This window comes from Halalkalicoccus sp. NIPERK01, from assembly GCF_030287405.1.
GTDB lineage: Archaea > Halobacteriota > Halobacteria > Halobacteriales > Halalkalicoccaceae > Halalkalicoccus.
On the sequence record NZ_JASVVV010000004.1, the window covers coordinates 14,081 to 31,803 of the forward strand.

Here is a 17,723-nt window from a genome sequence, read left to right on the forward strand (position 1 = left end):
GGAGTCCAGTGAGCGACAGCGAACGGGACTCAGGAGCGCCCGTGAACGAGCGCAGCGAGTGAGCGGGCACGACGGGAGTCCAGTGAGCGACAGCGAACGGGACTCAGGAGCGCCCGTGAACGAGCGCAGCGAGTGAGCGGGCACGACGGGATTCGAACCACGCGACGGCCGGATACGGGATCCGGTACTCTGTCCTGACTGAGTTACGTGCCCGCCTTCGACAGATGTGACAGAATGATATAACTATTGCGTAGTTGACCGCTTCGTGACGGGACCGATCAGCGCTCGTCGATCGGAACGAACTCCTGGTCCTCGGGGCCGACGTAGCGCGCCCGTGGGCGCATGATCCGGTTGCCCTCGTACTGTTCTGCGACGTGGGCCGTCCACCCGCCGACGCGCGAGAGCGCGAAGATCGGGGTGTACAGGTCGATCGGGACGCCCATCTGGTAGTAGGTGGTCGCGGAGTAGAAGTCGACGTTCGGGGCGATTCCCTTTTCCTCTTGCATGAACTCCTCAATGGCGACGCTGTAGTCGTACCACTTCATGTCGCCGGCCTCCTCGGCGAGCGACTCCGAGAAGTCCCCGAGGATATAGGCTCGAGGATCCTTGACGTCGTAGACGCGGTGGCCGAACCCGGCGACCCGCCGGCCCGAGTCGAGGGCGTCGCGAACCCATTTGACGGGGTCCTTGTCGCTCTCGTCGACCTCGAGCAGCATCTCCATGACGTTCTGGTTCGCGCCGCCGTGGAGCCCTCCCTTGAGGGTGCCGATCGCGCTCGTGACCGCGCTGTGGACGTCCGAGAGGGTGCTCGCGGTCACCATCGCCGAGAACGTCGAGGCGTTCAGCCCGTGGTCGGCGTGGAGGACGAGCGCCGCGTCGAACGTCTCGGCGGCGGTCTCGTCGGGTTCCTCGCCGTTGAGCATGTAGAGGAAGTTCTCGGCGTGGTTCAGGTCGTCGCGCGGAGGGACGGGGTCGTCCCCGTCACGGAGACGGGCGAACGCCGCGATGATCGTCGGGACCTTGGCCGTGATCCGTCGGCTCTTTTCCAGGGTGGCGTCTCGGTCCTGCGGGTCGGTCTCGCCGGCGGGGTCGGTCGTCGAGAGCTGTGAGACGATCGTGCGGAGGGCAGCCATCGGTTCGGCGTCGGCCGCGGCGAGCGCCTCCACGGTGTCGAGGATCGCGTCGTCGAGCGCCCGCTCGGCGACCATCTCCCGATTGAAGGCCTCGAGCTGCTCGCGCGTGGGGAGCTCGCCCTCCCAGAGCAGGTAGAGCACCTCCTCGTAGCTCGCCTCGCGGGCCAGGTCCTCGATGGCGTAGCCGCGATAGATGAGCGTCCCCTCCTCCCCGTCGATGTGGCTGAGTGAGGATTCGGCGACCAACACACCTTCGAGCCCCTCTTTCAGGTCGTCTGCCATACCCAGGGTTGATGACCATCCCGGTTAAGCATTATCGTTTCTCAGTCGATCGTCCGGGCGCGTCGAACCGCCGAGACGGCCGTGAGGACGACCGCGACGAGCGCCGCAACCGAGACCGCGAGCGTCACCGCGAGGACGCCGAAGAGCAGGGGGGAGCTCTCGACGCCGGGTGCGGGGTCGACGACGACGATCCGGTAGACGTACGCGAGGGTCGCGACGACGACGCCGACCGCCAGCCCGATCGCGGCGTTACGACGGACGTGGAGGGCGATCAGCAACGTCGCGAGCGACGGGTCCTCCGGTGTGCTGTCGCTCACGGTCGGCGTTGGCGACGAGCGGAGAAAGGCTCCCCGGTTCGTCACGCGAGTCGCCGTGAACGGTACTCGAGAGCCGCGGCGGGGACCCCGGACGGATCGTTACAGCTGAGTGTGTAATCGAACGGCTAAAGAGCGTGGCCCCGTCGTCTAGTGGTAATGACGAGCCTCGGAACGGCGGAGGCCGCCCCCGGCGAGACCGACACGGGGCGGCTCGTCGTCGGCGAGACGCGCGATGGCGGGGAGGTCGGCCTTCCGGTCGCGGTGATAAACGGCGACCGGGACGGAGGGACGCTCTATCTGCAGGCCGCGAGCGACGGCGACGAGTTGAACGGGATCGGCGTGATCCAGCGGGCCGTCCCACGGATCGACCCCGCCGAACTCTCCGGTACCGTACTCGCGGTCGGAATCGTCAACTACCACGGCTTTCAGGTCGCGGAACACAGGAACCCGATCGACGACACGAAGATGAACCGCACCTACCCCGGCGACAGCGAGGGGTCCTCCTCCGAACGCATCTCCGCCGCGACGTTCGACGTCGCACGGGAGGCCGACATGATCCTCGACCTCCACCAGGGCTCGACCAGCCGGATGCTGAACGAGGTCCGAGTGCGCTGTGGGACGCGCCACCGCCTCCACGAGCAGTGTCTCACGCTGGCGAAGGTGTTCGGCTGCGGGTACGTCCTCGACCAGAAGGGACCGAGCGGCCAGCTCGCCCGCGTCGGCCCCGACGAGGGGATCCCCACCGTCGACCCCGAACTCGGGGGATCGGTCGGCTGGGACGAACGGAGCATCGAGTACGGCGTCCGGGGGATCTTCAACGTGCTCCGGTACTACGGCTTTCTCGACGGCGAGGTCACCCCCGAAGAGCAGACCCGCGCCAGCGGGTTCGACCAGTACGGCTCGCCCTCCGGCGGGCTCGTCCGGTTCGAGAAGGACCTGGGCGAGCGGGTCTCCCGCGGCGAGACCCTCTTCACCGTGCGGGGCGTCTTCGGGACGATCAAGGCCGACGTGACCGCCGACGGAAACGGGATCTTCTGGCGCTCACGGCGACTCCCCCAGGTGGCGACGGGCGAGTACGTCTGCTCGGTCGCCACCGGGATCGACACCTACTGATGGTCTCGAACCTCGTCTGTCCGGTCTGCGAGCGGACCTACCCCGCGAGCGTCGACGAGCCGTGGCGCTGTTCCTGCGGGCACCCCCTCGAACTCGCCGATCGGCCGCTTCCGGACGGCCCGCCCCCGGCGATCGGCGACCTCGACACCCGCCGGGGACTGTGGGCCTTCTCGGCGTTCCTTCCGATCGCCCGCGAGGTCTCCCTCGGCGAGGGGTGGACGCCGCTGGTCCCGGCCCCCGAGTGGGACGCCGCGTTCAAACTGGAGTACGTCTTCCCGACGGGGAGCTTCAAGGACCGCGGGGCGACGATGGTCCTCTCGCGGACGGCCGAACTGGGCGTCGAGCGGGTGATCGAGGACTCCTCGGGCAACGCGGGCGCCGCGATCGCCACCTACGCCGCCCGCGCGGTGATCGACGCCGAGATCTACGTGCCCGCCTCGGTCAAGGCCTCGAAGGTCGCCGCCATCGAACGGGCCGGCGGAACCGTGGTGAAAATCGGCGGCGGACGGGGGGCGGTCACCGAGGCGTGCATCGAGGCCGTCGAGGCCGGTGACGGGTGGTATGCGAGCCACGCGTGGAACCCCGCCTTCTTCGCCGGCACGCAGACCGTGGCCTTCGAGATCGCCGCCCAGCGCGACTGGGGCGTGCCCGACGCGGTCGTCCTGCCGCTCGGCCACGGCACCCTCTTTCTCGGCGCGTACCGGGGCTTCCGGGCGCTCCGCGAGGCGGGCTGGACCGATTCCGTGCCTCGGCTGCTCGGTGCGCAGGCCGCCGGCTACGCCCCGATCGCCGGGGCGCTCGGCGACGAAACGGCGGGCGAAAACGACGTCGCCGACGGCGTTCAGATCCGCGAGCCGGTCCGTCGCGAGGAGATCCGCGAGGCGATCGCACAGACGGGCGGCGACGCGATCGCCATCGGCGAGCGCGAGACCGAACGCGAACTCGACCGGCTCCACCGCGCGGGCTTCTACGTCGAGCCGACGAGCGCGCTCGGCCCCGCCGCCCTCCGCGAGTACCGCGAGCGCGGCGTGCTCGACGGCGACGACGTGGTGGTCCCGCTGACCGGAAGCGGGTTGAAGGCCGAGTGGGGCTGATGGGGAGTATCGAGCCAGCCGGAGCCACGGCGTGTCCCGACTGGATCCGGTGTTCGAGTCTCACCGCGGGACTCTCTGCACTCCCATGAACTGCGGGTAGCGAGCGACGTGCAAGCTCAATCCTTATCAGTATAATTGCCCCTTAGTCGGACACAAGCAACCCTTACATGAGCACGACCAACTATTTCGAGCGGTCGGTGGTGCAGACGAAGCAGTTCGTTCGTCGGTACGGGCTCGGGCTCCTGTTCGCGGCGAACGTCTTCGGCGCGGGCTCGGTGTACATCCTCTCGGAGGCCGGCAGCGGCTTCGGCTTCGCCCTGCTGTGGGTCCTGCCGCTGGCGCTGCTCGCGGGCCTCGCGATGCACGAGATGTCGGCGCGGCTGGCCGCCGCCGACCGGCCGCTGATGGTCTTCATCAGGGACCGCATCGGCGAGACCGCCGCGAAGCCGTTCGCCGTGTTCGTCGCGTTCATCATGCACTTCTGGAGCGTCGCGAACTACGCGCTCGCGGGCGCGGCGTTCGTCTACCTCACGCCGCTTTCGAACCTCTACATCGGCACGATCGTCGTGGCGGCGCTCGGACTCGGGCTGGTCGAACTGCGCCTGTACGACCGGATCGAGGGGGTCATCTCGGCGCTCGTGCTCGCCATCTTCGGCTCGTATCTCGTGATCATTCTCGGGCTGGACTTCCCGGTCGGGAAGGTCGCGGGCGGGTTCGTCCCGTCGCTCGTCTCGGAGGTCGGCTACCTGACGATGGTGATCGCGCTGCTGGGGACGACCGTCTACTACCCCAACTTCTTCATCCAGACCAGCATGTCCGGGACGAAGGACTGGGACGTGGTCTCGCGCTATCGGCGCGATCACACCCTCGGGCTGGTCGCCGTGATCGCGCTGAGCATGGCCGTGATGGCCGTCGCGGCCTTGACGGTTCCCAGCGGGGAGCTGACGCTGACCGATCCCGGCGAGCCGCTCGCGTCGGCGATCGGCCCGTGGGCGCTCGACGTGTTCGTCATCGCGGCGGGGGCGGCCTCCTTTACGAGCGCCACCGGCACGCTGTTCGGCGCGGGGTTCATGCTCCCGCAGGCGTACGGCCACGAGACGCGCTTCGGCGACTACCGCTTCCGGCGGGTGGTCAACGTCCTGATCGTCCTCTCGGTGCTGCTCGCGCTGGCGCTGCTGGCGTTCACCGGCTTCACGCCGGTCACGCTCGCGATCACGATGCCGGCGATAAACGGCGTGATCGGGCTACCGATCACGGCCGTCGCGCTGTACGCCGCCGTCACGCGCTACTTCGATCCGTCCCGACTCGAGCGCGCCGCCTTCCTCGCGGTCGTGCTCGTGTTGTTCGTCGGGGCGGCCCTGACGGCACAGGACCTCGCGGGAACGATCGCCGGCTACCTCTAGTCGTCGATCGAGAGGGCGTAGGAGACGGTCCACAGCCCGGCGAGCGTGCCGAGCGCACAGACGAGGAAGACGAGGGCCGCCGGGAGCCCGGCGGTCGGGGCGAATCGCGGGGCGACGGCCGTCCCGAGAAGCCCGACCACCGCCGCCGCGAGGAGGGCGAATCGGTTCATGGGGGACGTGGACGGGGGAGGGATATAGTGCTTAGAGGTCGACGCGGTCGAACCGGATCAGCCCGACGGCCAGCGGGATCGCGGCCCACAGCGCCAGGAGGACGAGGCCGAACCACGGCTCCGCGACGATCGGCAGGCCACCCTCGATCAGCCCCTGCGTCTCGAAGGAGCCGGCGGTCGTGAAGCCGGTCTCGCCGAGGGCGGCACCGATCGCCGAGCCGTAGGCGGGTCCCGGCGGCAGCGAGAGGAAGGCGACGTACCAGCCGGGGATCGGCGGCTCGGGGAAGACCGACCCCGAGGTCAGATAGAGCAGCAGTTGGGCGATGACCCCCCAGAGCAGCCAGAACAGCCCGAGCAAGCCGAACGCGCCGATCGCGGCGCGCGTGGTCGAACGCGTCATCGACGAGAGGCCGACGCCGATGCAGACGTAGACGAAGCCCAGCCCGATGGTGAGCAGGGTGAACACGAGGTACTCGAGCGGGGAGATCGACCCGGTGAACGCGAAGATGGCGACGATACCGACGGCGAAGCCGATCAGGATCGAGACCGCGACGACCGCGGTTCGGCCCACGACCTTCCCGAGGACGACGTCACGGCGCGTGTGGGGCAGTCCCAGCAGGAACTTCAGGCTGCCGCTCTCGCGCTCGCCGGCGACCGCCCCGTAGCCGATCAGCAGGGCGATGATCGGGACCAGGAAGCTCGCGGGCGTCTGGAGGGCGACGATCAGGTCGAGCGTGCTCTCGCCCTCGCCGCCGAGCAGCCCCGCGATCTGCGTCGAGACGTACGCCCCGCCGACGGTGAACAGCACGAAAATCACGGTCAGCGCGATCAGCCCGCGGGAGCGAACCGCGTCCCGGAAGTCCTTCTTCGCGACGGCGATCGCGCTCACGCGGTCGCCTCCGTCGTGTAGCTGATGAAGAGGTCCTCGAGCGAGGACTCCTCGGTCTCGAAGTCCTCGACGGTCGCGCCCGCCTCCTCGAACGCCCTGAGGACCTTCGTCTTCGCGTCGTCGCGGCAGGTGACGGTCGCGACCGACCCCCGGGTCGTCACGCGCGAGACGCCGTCGAGCGCGGCGACCCGCTCGGTCGCCCCGTCGGGAAGCGAGTCGAGTTCGACCACCAGCGTCGTCTCGTCGGTGGTCGCGTCGCGCAGGCCGGAGACGGTGTCCTCGGCGACGAGTTCGCCCTCGCGGAGGATGCCGACGCGATCACAGACCGCGTCGACCTGTTCGAGGATGTGCGAGGAGAAAAACACCGTCGCGCCCCGATCGCGCTCCGCGCGAATGATCTCGCGCATCCGACGGGCACCCGCCGGATCCAGCCCCGTCGAGGGCTCGTCGAGGATCAGCAGGTCCGGTTCGCCCGCGATCGCCGCCGCGAGCGCGAGGCGCTGGGTCATCCCCTTCGAGTAGCCCCCGACCCGTTTGTCGGCGGCGTCCGGAATGCCGACGCGTTCGAGCAGCGCGTCTGGGTCGTCGCCCGTCCCCTTCGACTCGATGGCGAACTCGAGGTGCTGGCGGCCGGTCAGCCGATCGTAGAGCGAAAAGCCCTCGGGGAGGATGCCCGTCCGCTCCCTGATCGCGAGCCCCTCGTCCCCTGCGTCGTGACCGAAGACGCGGACCTCGCCCGAGGTGGGTCGGACGAAGTCCAGCAGGAGGTTGATCGTCGTCGACTTGCCCGCGCCGTTGGGCCCGAGAAAGCCGTATATCTCGCCCTCCTTCACCGCGAGATCCAGCCCCGAAAGGGCAGTCTCCTCGCCGTATCGTTTCGTGACGTCCGTGAGTTGGATTGCAGTCACAGTTTTAATCGCCTTGATGTTATGAAAGAAAATACATAGGTCTTGCCACTACTGTTACCGCCCTGATACCAAGTCCCGGAGATTGGAAACGGAGGCGTCGACGACGGAACCGATACCGTGCCTCGCATCACGAGGTCCCGGCGTCGATCGGTCGGGTGGCTATCGCTCGGGGTGGACCGGCCCGTCGAACCCGCCCCTGACGAGCGGTTTCGCGACGTGTCGCCGCGCGGTGGGCGGCACCTCGTACCACCCCCTGTCGAGGTCCCGATCGACCTCGATTTCTGCCTTCCGTTCGGCGCTCGTTCCACATCGCCGGCAGCGATAGCCCTGCCCGCGGCCTGCGCTCTCCATCGAGCGCCCGCAGTCGGGACACCGCGGGTTCCTGTACTCGATTCGGTTCAACTCCCGAACCGCGAACTTCTCTAGTTTCAGCGTGCCCTCCGAGACCTCCCCACAGACGGTGAGCCGGTCGCCCATCCGGAGCGCGCGCACCCGGTCGCGAAACCGTTTCGTGGGCTCGAACGCCGCACACCGCAGGCGGTCGTCACCCTCGCCGATCTCGAGGAAGACGTGGCCGCCACGTCGGGTCTCGGGCGGGTTCGAAACGGTCCCGTCGAGCCGATAGGCGTGGTCGTTCTCGACCGCACCGATCGTGCCCTCGCGGAGGTGGGCGTCGGTCCCCTGGTTCGTGACGAACAGCGTTCGGCGGGCGACCGGTTCGCTCTCGATTCGCTCGGCGACCCGCCCGATCGCCCCGGGATCGTCGCCGCGGATGCCGTAGAGGACGGGCCCCGGCGTGCGGGGCACGCAGACCGTATCGCCGGTTCCCCGGTCGACCGTGTCCCAGACGTCGGGGTACTCGGTCTCGGCGGCGGCGAAGACGGAGTCGGGGTCGACTTCTCGGGGGGTGCCCCACCGCTCGCGCTCGCGGTACGCGATCAGTTCGTAGGTCCGCTCGGAGAGGGCGCGGTGTGCGCCGACCGCGGCGAGCGCGCCGATCCGTCCCCGTCCGCCCGCCCAGCCCCGATGGGAGTAGCCCGCCTCGTCCAGTAGCACCAGCGCCTCCTCGAGCGCGAGATGCTCGCCGACCGCTCGGCGGGCGAACTCGACGACGGCGGAGGGGAGTTCCGCGGGGTCGCCCGGCGCGACGACGAGGCCGGGCTGGGTGTTCGGGTCGTCGGTTTCACTCAGGTTCCCGATCCGTTCGCGGGCGAGTTCGAAGGTCTGCTCGGGATCGCAGTCGGTGTGGATCGCGAGGGCGGCGTTTCCCCGCGTCTTGTGCTCGATCGCGGGGTTGAGCCGAACGAGCAAAAGGCGGTCGACGCTCGCGCCCTCGGCTACGAGCGCGTCGGCTACCTCGCTCGCGAGGTGGGTCGTACACATCCCGCGCATGCGCGAGTCGGTATCGTCGATGCCGACGACGGTCATCGCCGACCCTATTCCTCGAACCGGCTAACGGGTTTCGGCTCGAACGGAACATATACTTCCGGGGGAGGGAGAGAAAACCCGGCGCGGACGCGCCGCACCGTCACAACACATATATGGGTCGAATGACTTATATAGGAATATGTCTCGGTCAGCACTGGTCGGGAACGTGACCGCGATGCTCGAGGACGCGGGCTTCGCCGTGAGCGACCGGTGTGCGATCCGCCCGAAGAGTTTCGACGTCGCCGCCCGCCGTGGCGAGGACCTGATCCTCGTGAAGATACTGGGCAACGTCGACGGGTTCGACGGCGCGACCGGCGCGGAGATGCGCCGCCTCGGAACCTACCTGAACGCAACCCCGTTTGTCATCGGGCTGCGCACCCGCGACGAGGACCTCAAACCCGGCGTGGTCTACTTCCGCCACGGCGTGCCGGTGTTCAACCCCGACACCGCGATGGACCTGTTCGTCGAGAACGTTCCACCCCTCATCTACGCCGCCCCCGGCGGGCTGTACGTCAGCATCGACAGCGACATCCTCGCGGACGAGCGCGAGAAACGCGGCTGGAGCCTGGGCCAGCTCGCCACCGAACTCGGCGTTTCCAGACGAACGGTCTCGAAGTACGAGGACGGCATGAACGCCTCGATCGAGGTGGCGATGGCCCTGGAGGACCTCTTCGATGCGCCCCTCACGAGCCCCGTCGACGTGATGGACGGCGCGGAGACGGTCCGCGACGCCGAACCCACCCCCGAGGACCCTGCGGTCGACCCCGAGGACGAGGGAATCACCGCCGTGCTCACCCGGGCGGGCTTCGACGTCCACCCGACGACGCGCGCGCCGTTCAAGGCCGTCGGCGAGGACACGGGCGAGGAGGAGAGCCTTCTCACTGGTAACTCCACGTTCACGAAGACCGCCGAAAAACGCGCCCGGATCATGGGCTCGCTCGGGAGGGTCACGCTGACCCGCTCGGTCTACTTCGTCGACAAAGCTCCCAAAGAGGAGGTCGACGGAACGGCGATCGTCGAGCGCCAGGAGGCCGAATCGACGCGCGACGGCGAGGAACTCAGGGAACTGATCCGCGAGCGGACCACGCCCCCCGAGGAACACGCTTAGGCGTACGTCTCCTCGAGATAGGCGACGATGTCGTCGCTCTCTGCCATCCCCTCGACCCCGTGGTCGGGATCGACGATCATCGGCACCTCGGTCTGGCCGCTGATCTCTTTCACCTCGGTGCGCTCGGCGTGGCTGGCCGGGACCATGTGCGAGTCGTACTCGACGCCGAGTTCGTCGAGCTTGCCCTTCACTTTCGCACAGAACGGACAGCCCTGCAGTTCGTAGAGTTGGATGGGTGCCATCGACGGCGATAGGGTCCGAAGCCAAAAGAGCCCACGGGTACGCCGCGGACGGGACGGCCGACCCTACAGCAACATCCCGCTGGTCTGGACGTAGAAGTAGCCCACGAGCGCCGCCGCGAGGGCCCACTGGCCGGGGCGCACCTCGCCCGCGTCGCCCATCGCGGTCTTGATGACCGGGTAGGCGACGATCCCCGCCGCCAGTCCGTTCGCGATCGAGTAGGTGAGGGGCATCACGGTAATGGTGAGTCCGCCCGAGACGGCCCACGCGGGGTCGTTCCACCGCACGTCGAGGACGCCCTGGAGCATGATGATCCCGACCACCACGAGCGCGATGTAGGAGGCGTAGGCGGGGATCGCCGCGATCAGCGGGACGGCGACGAGCGAGACCAGAAAGAGCGCGGCGACGATCAGCGCGGTCAGCCCCGTCCGACCGCCCTCCTCGACGCCCGTCGAGGACTCGATGTAGGTCGTCACCGTCGAGGTGCCGAGCATCGCGCCGACGGTGGTCCCCACGGCGTCGGCCATCAGGGGCTTCTCGATCTCGGGCAGGTCGCCCTCCTCGTCGAGGAAGCCCCCGAACTGCGAGACGCCGATCAGCGTCCCGGCCGTGTCGAAGAAGTCGACGAAGAAGAAGGTGAAGACGACGAGCGCGAAGGTGAGGGGGTCGATGTCGACGAACCCGTCGAGGAAGGCCCCCGCGAGCGGGGTGATGTCGTACTGGGGGCTCGCGAGCGTCTCGGGGGTGACGACCCCCCGGGGAAAGACGCCCGCGAACGTGAGCGCCCACCCCGTCAGGGCCGTCCCCAGGATGCCGATGACGATCGCACCCTTGATTCCGCGCGCCCAGAGGACGAACGTGGCGGCCAGTCCGAGGACGCCCAGCCCGGCGACGGGGCTCGCGGCGACGTCCCCGAGGGTCACGAGCGTCGCCTCGTCGGCGACGACCAACTGCATCTCCTGGAGGCCGATGAACAGCAGAAAGACCCCGATCCCCGCGCCGACGGCGAACTTCACGGGTTCGGGGAAGAGTTCGATGACGTACTTGCGGGCGCCGACGGCGGTGATGGCGACGAAGATCAGCCCCTCGACGAACACCGCCGCGAGCGCGGTCTGCCACGGGACGCCGAGCCCGAGGACCACGGTAAAGGCGAAGAAGGCGTTGAGGCCCATGCCCGGCGCGAGCGCGAACGGTCGGCGCGCGTAGAACGCCATCACGAGCGTCGCGACGAACGCCGAGAGGATCGTCGCGATGGCGATCATCTGCTGGACGTCGGTCTGCGAGTACCCCTCGACCGTGATCGCCTCCGAGAGGATGGCCGGGTTGACCAGGACGATGTACGACATCGCCAGAAACGTCGTGATCCCGGCGATGGTCTCGGTCCGAACGTCGCTCCCCTGCCCCTCGACGTCGAAATGCGCGCTCAGGCGCTCACCGATCCCCATGATACACGAGTGAGCATAGCGTCAGAGGGTTATTTAACTATTTTCGTCTACGCCGGGCGCATCTATGCACAGGTATGGGTATCACTCGATCTGCGAGAGCGCGCCGACGGGCGCGTCGGTTCGGGCACGGGCGCGCTCGATCCCCTCGTCGCCGGCGGCGATCAGCGCGAAGACGCCGCAGACCCGGGCACCGGCCCCGGTGGCGATGTCGAGCAGGAGTTCCTGGGTCTCGCCCGAGCGGATGAGGTCGTCGACGACCAGCACCGTCTCGCCCGCCGCGAGCGCCGAGGCCGGCAGGTAGTAGGTGAGTTCGATCCCCGAGTCGAGGCGGTCGCGGGCCTCGATGAACTCCTCGATCGCCGTCTCCTTGGATTTCTTGGCGTAGGCACACCGGGCGTCGAAGTACCGCGCCATCGCCGCCGCGATCGTGATTCCATCGGTCGCGGCCGTCAACACCACGTCCGGGCGCTCGAAGCCGAACGACTCGGCGGCGACCGGCGCGAGCAGGTCGAGAAACGGCTGGTCGAAGACGATTCCCGAGTTGTCGACGTACCCCTCCGAGTCGAGTTCGATCCGCGCGTCGAGTTCCGCCGCGAGGGTGTCGCGGCCGACGCCGTCGATCACCGCCCGGGCGCGGTCCGTACCCGGCAGGACGTGCCCGTTGACGTACCGGTTGAGATCGCCCGCCGGCAGACCCGTCAGATCGGCGAGTTCGTCGTACGTGCGCGTCTCCTTCAGCATCCCCAACACGGAGACCGCCTGCAACTGGAGGGCGGCCTTCTCGGCGCGGTTCATATCCGGAGAGGTATCTACACGAACTTGAACATCTCGAATCGAACCGGCAGAAAAACACGCACGGGAGCGGATACTACCGGTCGAGGAGTTCCGTGGCCGTGAGCAGTGCATCGAGTTCGAGGGCGTGGTCGGCGAGCAGTTCCCGCGCGCCCTCCTCGCGGTCGACGACGACCAGCACGCGCTCGACGCGGGCGCCGGCCTCCCGGAGGGCTTCCGCGGCGTCGACGGCGCTTTGCCCGGTCGTCGCGATGTCCTCCAGAACGAGCACCTCCTCGCCCTCCTCCAGTTCACCTTCGATCAGGTTCCCCGTGCCGTACTCCTTCTGTTGCTTGCGCGCGATGACGTAGGGCAGGCCGGTCTCGACGCTCGTGACCGCCACGAGGGGAACGGCCCCGAGGGCGACGCCCGCGAGTTTCGGCTCGTCGATCCGCTCGGCGAACGCCGCCGCGATCAGCGAGAGGCATCGAGGATCGGTCTCGAAGCGGTACTTATCGACGTAGTAGTCGCTCGTCCCGCCGTGCGAGAGCTCGAACTCGCCGTACTGGACGGCGTCGGCCTCGCGCAGCGCCGCGATGAGTTCCGTGTCGGTCATGGTCGGGTTCTCGCATGGCAGGACAAAAGGGGTGCGATCCATCCAGCGGAACGTACGGGAAAGCAGGAATGGAGAGACGGGCACGATAGGGGTCCCGCGAGCGAACGAAGTGAGCGAGCGGCCTTTTTAGCGTAGCTTTTTACGGCGAGTGGTGCCCGCAGCGCGTCAGCGCGAGGACACCCGAACCGAAAAAAGGTGCATGGGCACGAGGGAATTCGAACCCCGGTCGGACGTGCTCGCTTCGCTGCGCGCGACCTCCCTGCTTCGAATCCATCTCGATTCGCTGTTCGCTCGTCGCGTCCGCTCCTCGCAGAACAGCGGGCACGATGGGATTCGAACCCACGACCGTCGGATTAGAAGTCCGACGCTCTATCCGGACTGAGCTACGTGCCCCGAGAGTCTCGCAGTCGGCGTCTACTCCTCGACCCGGTTTATACCCTTTGACTGGGCAGTTTCGGCCGGATCGGCCGCTCGTTCCCACTGTGGGATCTCACCCGAGCGAGATGTCGAGATAGAGCATGACGATCGCCCCGAGAATCGTCCCGAGAGTGGCGATGCGCTCGTTACCCTTCGTGTGCGTCTCGGGAACGATCTCGTCGGAGATGACGAACAGCATGGCTCCGGCGGCAAAGCCCATCGCGTACGGCAACAGCGAGGAGATCGTCTGGACCGCGTACGCGCCGAGAACGGCCAGGGGGACCTCGACGGCTCCCGCGCGGATCCCCGCGAGCACGGCGTAAAAGCGCTTGTCCAGTCCGGCGTTGATGGCGGCCACCGAGACGGCCAGCCCCTCGGGGACGTTCTGGATCCCGATGGCGAGCATCAGGGGGATCGCGGTGGCGACGTCGCCGCTGCCGAACCCGACGCCGACGGCGAGCCCTTCGGGCATGTTGTGGAGCGTGATCGCGAGGATGAACAGCACCACGCCGGCGAGACGCTCGTCGTCCACCGGGAGTTCGTCGCCCGGGTTCGCGGCGTCCCGTCGTCGCCGCCCCGAGAGGAGGAAGTGGGCGTGGGGAACGAGCAGGTCGGAACGGTCGAGAGCGAGCGCGCCGAGCGCCACGCCGAGGAGGACGGGGATCGGATTCCCGTCGGAGTAGACCTCGATGCCGGGGAGGATGAGGCTCGTGAAACTCGCGGCGAGCATCACGCCGGCGGCGAACCCGAGCGCGCCGTCCATCGCACGGACGGAGGGGTCGCGCCAGACGAATACCAGCGACGCACCGAGGAGGTTGAGGACCGCTATGAACAGCCCCCCGACGAGCCCGTGAACGACCGGGTTCTGCCCGAACAGTCCGACGAACGGTTCGGCTACCACCCGCCACACCTCGAGTCGGAAAGCGCCATGGGTGTACGCCGGAACGGTTTCCGGGCCACGATTATCGATCTATCGCCCTCGGCTGATACGCCCCTCGAACGATCACCGTCGGCGGTGAGGAGGTCACCGTTCGGAGAGCGGGCGGACCCGGAGGACTTATTCGCCGACCGCGTCTATCGCCGCCGAATGCGCGTCATCGGAACCGTCGGCCTGCCGGGCAGCGGGAAGGGTGAGGCCGCCGCCGTCGCCCGCGAGGAGGGGGTCCCCGTCGTCACGATGGGCGACGTCATCCGTCGGGAGTGCCGAGAGCGGGGCCTCGACCCCGCCGACCACCACGGCGAGGTCGCGAAGGCGCTGCGCGAGGAGGACGGCCCCCTCGCGATCGCCGAGCGCTCCCTGCCGCTGATCGAGGAGCGCCTTGAGGAGGGCGGGGTCGTCCTCGTCGACGGGCTTCGCTCGGGCGCGGAGGCGAAGCGTTTCGAGGAGGCCTTCGGCGAGGCCTTTTCGCTCGTCGCGATCGAGGCACCCTTCGAACTCCGCGAGGAACGTCTCGGAACCCGCGGGCGGGACAACCCCGAAACCGAATCGCTGGAGACCCGCGACGAGCGCGAACTGGGCTTCGGGATGGGCGAGGCGATCGAGCGTGCGGACGTGACCATCGAGAACACCGACTCGCTCGAACGCTTTCGCGAGCGGATCCGCGCGGTGCTCTCCGAGGAGGCGATCGAGCGGTGATCTACCGGATCGAGGCCACCGTTCGGGTGCCGGTCCGTGACACCGAGGTCACCGACAGAGTCAAAGACGCCGTGATGAACCTGTTTCCGAACGCCGAACTCGAGACCCGGGAGGGGGAACTCGCCGGGACGACCCACTCGCTGGATCACCTCTCCGAACTGCTCCACCGCCAGGAGATCCTCGACACGGCCCGAAGCGAGTTCTTCCGCCGCCAGTCGGGACGGTACTTCTCCTTCTCGCTCAAGAAACAGGCCGCCTTCCAGGGCGTCGTGAACTTCGCGGTCGGCGAGGAGGGCGAACTCGGCGAGATCGACGTCGAGGTCCGCGTGGACGACCCCGACGTGGAGTCGTACATCGATCACGTCGCGCCGCCGACCGAGGACGGACGGCCAGTCGAACCGTAGTCACTGGCCGTCCGACAGCCACCCGAAGAGCAGTTCCCTCGTCGTGTCGCTGGTTCCGACCGCGTCGTGGTCGGCCCCGTCCAGAACGACGTTCTCCGCCCCGTCGAGTTCGGGGCTAGTCGGTCGCGTCCGGAAGAAGTCGTCGTCGGTTCCCCGGATCGTGTAGTACTCGGTGGGGCCCGGCGTCTCGTCCGCGTTGAGTTCGTAGAGCGGTCGGCCCGGCGTATCGGCACAGGCGTGAGAGAGGAAATCACAGATCCGGGCTGAGCCGGGACCGGCCACACAGCCCGGTCCGCAGGTCCACGTCCCGTGGTTCGCGCCGGCGAGCCCCACCATCGAATCGACCCACTCGTAGCGGTCGTCCTCGGCCAGCCAGTAGCGAATCCCCGTGACGCCGAGGCTGTGGCCCACCAGATCGACGCGTTCCGTGTCCGTGTATCGACGGACCCGTTCAACGAACGAATCCAGTTGCTCGCGCATCTCGGCGTGCGTGCTCGTTTCGCGCCCGAACGTGATCGCCCAGAGCGCGTCGCCCGAGTAGCCGCGCTCGACGAAGTACCCGGCGTGTCCGTCGAAGTCACACGCGTCGCGGCCGTTACCGTGGACGAACACGATCGGCCGGTGGGAGAGACCGGCGGCCGTCCCGTGGTGCGTGTGGCCGCCCCAGCCGCCGTACTCCTCGCCCGAATCGAACGGCAGCGCGGCGTCGTCGGCTCGGTCGCGGGAGCACGACGAGGCGCTCTCGGGGAGGCCGGGGTCGGGATCGCCGCCGCCGTCGTCCAGACACCCCGTGAGCGGAGTCGAAACGCCGACTCCGCCGACCGCCCGCAGGAGGTCGCGGCGTCGAACTGCCCGCGGATCGCGCTCGCGCGCCCCGCCCTCGGCGCCCGTTCGGGAGGAGTCGCTCACGGGCGTGCGCTCAGAACAGCCCGCCCATGCCGCCGCCACCGCCGCCCTGTTTCTCCATCTGTTTCATCATCCGCTCCATGTCCATGTTGCCCTGGCCCATGCCCTGGAACTGCTTGAGGGTGCGCTCCATCATCTTGTGCTGCTGGAGCAGTTCCCTCACCGTCTCCTCGTCCGTTCCGGAGCCCCGGGCGATGCGCTCGATCTGGCTCTGGCCGATCGCGCGGGGATGTTCCATCTCGGCGTCGGTCATCGAGTCCATGACGTACTCGAAGCGTCGCAGTCGCTCCTGGGTGACGTCCATCGCGTCGTCCGGTAGCTGGTCCATGAGCCCGCCGCCCAGTCCGGGGATCATGTCCATGATCTGGTCCAGCGGGCCCATGCGGTTCATCGCGTTCATCTGCTTTCGCATGTCGTGGAGCGTAAAGGTGCCAGAAAGCAGGTCCTCGGGGTCCCAGTCCTCTTCCTCCTCCTGGGTTTCCGCCATCGCGCGCTCGACGCGCTCGGTGAGCTGTTTGAGGTCGCCCATCCCGAGCAGGCGAGAGATGAAGCCGTTTGGCTCGAAGCGCTCGATGTCCTCGACCTCCTCGCCGGTCCCGAGGAAGGCGATGGTCGAGTCGGTCTCGTTGACCGCGGTCAGTGCTCCACCACCCTTCGCGGTCCCGTCGAGTTTCGTGATCGCCACCCCCTGAATGCCGATCGACTCCTCGAACCGGCGGGCCTGTTCTTTCGCCCCCTGCCCGATGGCGGCGTCGAGCACCAGCAGCGAGCGGTCGGGCTGGACGACCCCCGCGATCGCCTCGATCTCCTCGATCAGGTCGTCCTCGAGGGCGTGGCGACCCGCGGTGTCGACGATGTGGACGTCGGCGTCGGCGGTCTCCTCCATGCCCGCGCGGGCGATCTCGACGGGGTCGTCGGCGTCGGGGTCGCCGTAGAACTCGACCTCGGCGCGTTCGCACATCTGTTTGGCCTGGTCGTACGCGCCCGGGCGGAAGGTGTCGGTCTGGATCACCGCGGGCCGGAGCCCCTTCTTCGAGAACCACCACGCCATCTTCGCCGCGGTCGTGGTCTTCCCCGACCCCTGCAGGCCCGCCAGCAGGATCGTCTGCTCCTCGAGCGGGAGGTCCGTCGAGTCGCCCACGAGCGCGACGAGTTCCTCGTAGACGATCCGCAGGACGTGATCGCGGGCCGTGGTACCGGCGGGCGGGTCCTCTTCGAGCGCCCTCGTCTTGATCGAGTCGGAGAGGCCCATCACCAGCGAGACGTCGACGTCGGCCTGCAACAGCGAGCGCTGGATCTCCTTGACGACCGCCTGCACGTCGTCCTCGGTGAGCCGGGACTTCCCGCGGAGGTCCTCCAGAGTCCCCCTGAGCGAGGTCCCGAGGTCGTCGAGTACCATTTGCTTCGAGTAGGCGACCGAGGCGCTAAAGGCTTTGTTCGTTG

The 17,723-nt window shown here is 68.2% G+C and carries 19 protein-coding genes and 2 tRNA genes; 6 read left to right on the top strand and 15 right to left on the bottom strand.

What is annotated here, in order from left to right; all coding sequences use genetic code 11:
- Positions 1-137: 137 nt before the first annotated feature.
- From QRT08_RS12230 to QRT08_RS12240, 3 genes are all read right to left on the bottom strand, one after another.
- Positions 138-213 (bottom strand) — tRNA-Arg (locus QRT08_RS12230).
- A 65-nt stretch (positions 214-278) separates the two neighbouring features.
- Positions 279-1,415: a citrate synthase gene (gene citZ, locus QRT08_RS12235; RefSeq protein ID WP_286046250.1), complete on the bottom strand. Its 1,137-nt coding sequence runs from the start codon at positions 1,413-1,415 to the stop codon at positions 279-281.
- 41 nt (positions 1,416-1,456) lie between these two features.
- Positions 1,457-1,732 (bottom strand): DUF7536 family protein, encoded by a 276-nt coding sequence (locus QRT08_RS12240; protein WP_286046251.1) that lies wholly within the window; start codon positions 1,730-1,732, stop codon positions 1,457-1,459.
- A gap of 156 nt (positions 1,733-1,888) precedes the next feature.
- Between QRT08_RS12240 and QRT08_RS12245 the strand changes: the two genes are divergently transcribed.
- From QRT08_RS12245 to QRT08_RS12255, 3 genes are all read left to right on the top strand, one after another.
- A complete protein-coding gene (locus QRT08_RS12245) occupies positions 1,889-2,845 on the top strand; it encodes a succinylglutamate desuccinylase/aspartoacylase family protein (RefSeq protein ID WP_286046252.1) in 957 nt (318 codons plus the stop codon).
- The gene (locus QRT08_RS12250) at positions 2,845-3,939 is read left to right on the top strand and encodes a pyridoxal-phosphate dependent enzyme (protein WP_286046253.1); all 1,095 of its coding nucleotides are present in this window, start codon (positions 2,845-2,847) and stop codon (positions 3,937-3,939) included. The genes QRT08_RS12245 and QRT08_RS12250 overlap by 1 nt, the downstream gene beginning before the upstream one ends.
- A 167-nt stretch (positions 3,940-4,106) precedes the next feature.
- Complete coding sequence (locus QRT08_RS12255; RefSeq protein WP_286046254.1) at positions 4,107-5,342, top strand: NRAMP family divalent metal transporter; 1,236 nt, start codon at positions 4,107-4,109, stop codon at positions 5,340-5,342.
- Here the strand turns inward: QRT08_RS12255 and QRT08_RS12260 are convergent.
- From QRT08_RS12260 to QRT08_RS12275, 4 genes are all read right to left on the bottom strand, one after another.
- Entirely contained in the window at positions 5,339-5,512 is a 174-nt protein-coding gene (locus QRT08_RS12260; RefSeq protein WP_286046255.1) for a hypothetical protein, read from the bottom strand. The two genes, QRT08_RS12255 and QRT08_RS12260, sit on opposite strands and share 4 nt — an antisense overlap.
- Positions 5,513-5,543: 31 nt before the next feature.
- Positions 5,544-6,401, bottom strand: coding sequence for an ABC transporter permease (locus tag QRT08_RS12265; protein ID WP_286046256.1), 858 nt, complete (start codon positions 6,399-6,401; stop codon positions 5,544-5,546).
- Entirely contained in the window at positions 6,398-7,309 is a 912-nt protein-coding gene (locus QRT08_RS12270; protein ID WP_286046257.1) for an ABC transporter ATP-binding protein, read from the bottom strand. Before QRT08_RS12270 ends, QRT08_RS12265 begins: the two co-directional genes overlap by 4 nt.
- Positions 7,310-7,468: 159 nt before the next feature.
- Complete coding sequence (locus QRT08_RS12275) at positions 7,469-8,737, bottom strand: tRNA(Ile)(2)-agmatinylcytidine synthase (protein ID WP_286046258.1); 1,269 nt, start codon at positions 8,735-8,737, stop codon at positions 7,469-7,471.
- A 139-nt stretch (positions 8,738-8,876) separates the two neighbouring features.
- On the opposite strand from QRT08_RS12275, the gene QRT08_RS12280 reads away from it, so the two are divergent.
- Positions 8,877-9,845, top strand: coding sequence for a transcriptional regulator (locus QRT08_RS12280; protein ID WP_286046259.1), 969 nt, complete (start codon positions 8,877-8,879; stop codon positions 9,843-9,845).
- Here QRT08_RS12280 and QRT08_RS12285 read toward each other — a convergent pair.
- The 6 genes from QRT08_RS12285 to QRT08_RS12310 all read right to left on the bottom strand — a co-directional run bounded on the left by QRT08_RS12285 (position 9,842) and on the right by QRT08_RS12310 (position 14,235).
- Positions 9,842-10,087, bottom strand: coding sequence for a glutathione S-transferase N-terminal domain-containing protein (locus QRT08_RS12285; protein WP_286046260.1), 246 nt, complete (start codon positions 10,085-10,087; stop codon positions 9,842-9,844). The genes QRT08_RS12280 and QRT08_RS12285 overlap by 4 nt on opposite strands.
- Before the next feature lie 63 nt (positions 10,088-10,150).
- Positions 10,151-11,530 (bottom strand): NCS2 family permease, encoded by a 1,380-nt coding sequence (locus QRT08_RS12290; protein ID WP_286046261.1) that lies wholly within the window; start codon positions 11,528-11,530, stop codon positions 10,151-10,153.
- Between the two features lie 81 nt (positions 11,531-11,611).
- The gene (locus QRT08_RS12295; protein WP_286046262.1) at positions 11,612-12,325 is read right to left on the bottom strand and encodes a phosphoribosyltransferase family protein; all 714 of its coding nucleotides are present in this window, start codon (positions 12,323-12,325) and stop codon (positions 11,612-11,614) included.
- Positions 12,326-12,398: 73 nt separating this feature from the next.
- A complete protein-coding gene (pyrE, locus tag QRT08_RS12300; protein ID WP_286046263.1) occupies positions 12,399-12,917 on the bottom strand; it encodes an orotate phosphoribosyltransferase in 519 nt (172 codons plus the stop codon).
- Positions 12,918-13,235: 318 nt separating this feature from the next.
- Positions 13,236-13,310: transfer RNA gene (locus QRT08_RS12305), tRNA-Arg, on the bottom strand.
- A gap of 97 nt (positions 13,311-13,407) precedes the next feature.
- Positions 13,408-14,235: a ZIP family metal transporter gene (locus tag QRT08_RS12310; RefSeq protein ID WP_286046264.1), complete on the bottom strand. Its 828-nt coding sequence runs from the start codon at positions 14,233-14,235 to the stop codon at positions 13,408-13,410.
- 186 nt (positions 14,236-14,421) lie between these two features.
- Here QRT08_RS12310 and QRT08_RS12315 point away from each other — a divergent pair, with 186 nt between their 5' ends.
- Both QRT08_RS12315 and QRT08_RS12320 read left to right on the top strand, forming a co-directional pair.
- Positions 14,422-14,970 carry an AAA family ATPase gene (locus tag QRT08_RS12315; protein WP_286046265.1) on the top strand — a complete coding sequence of 183 codons (549 nt, stop codon included), beginning with the start codon at positions 14,422-14,424 and terminating at the stop codon, positions 14,968-14,970.
- Positions 14,967-15,374, top strand: a complete 408-nt coding sequence (locus QRT08_RS12320; protein WP_286046266.1) for an RNA-binding domain-containing protein — start codon at positions 14,967-14,969, stop codon at positions 15,372-15,374. The genes QRT08_RS12315 and QRT08_RS12320 overlap by 4 nt, the downstream gene beginning before the upstream one ends.
- On the opposite strand, the gene QRT08_RS12325 is transcribed toward QRT08_RS12320, so the two are convergent.
- Positions 15,375-16,322 (bottom strand): esterase/lipase family protein, encoded by a 948-nt coding sequence (locus tag QRT08_RS12325; protein WP_286046267.1) that lies wholly within the window; start codon positions 16,320-16,322, stop codon positions 15,375-15,377.
- Entirely contained in the window at positions 16,294-17,679 is a 1,386-nt protein-coding gene (locus QRT08_RS12330) for a signal recognition particle protein Srp54 (RefSeq protein WP_286046268.1), read from the bottom strand. Before QRT08_RS12330 ends, QRT08_RS12325 begins: the two co-directional genes overlap by 29 nt.
- Between the last annotated feature and the right edge of the window lie 44 nt (positions 17,680-17,723).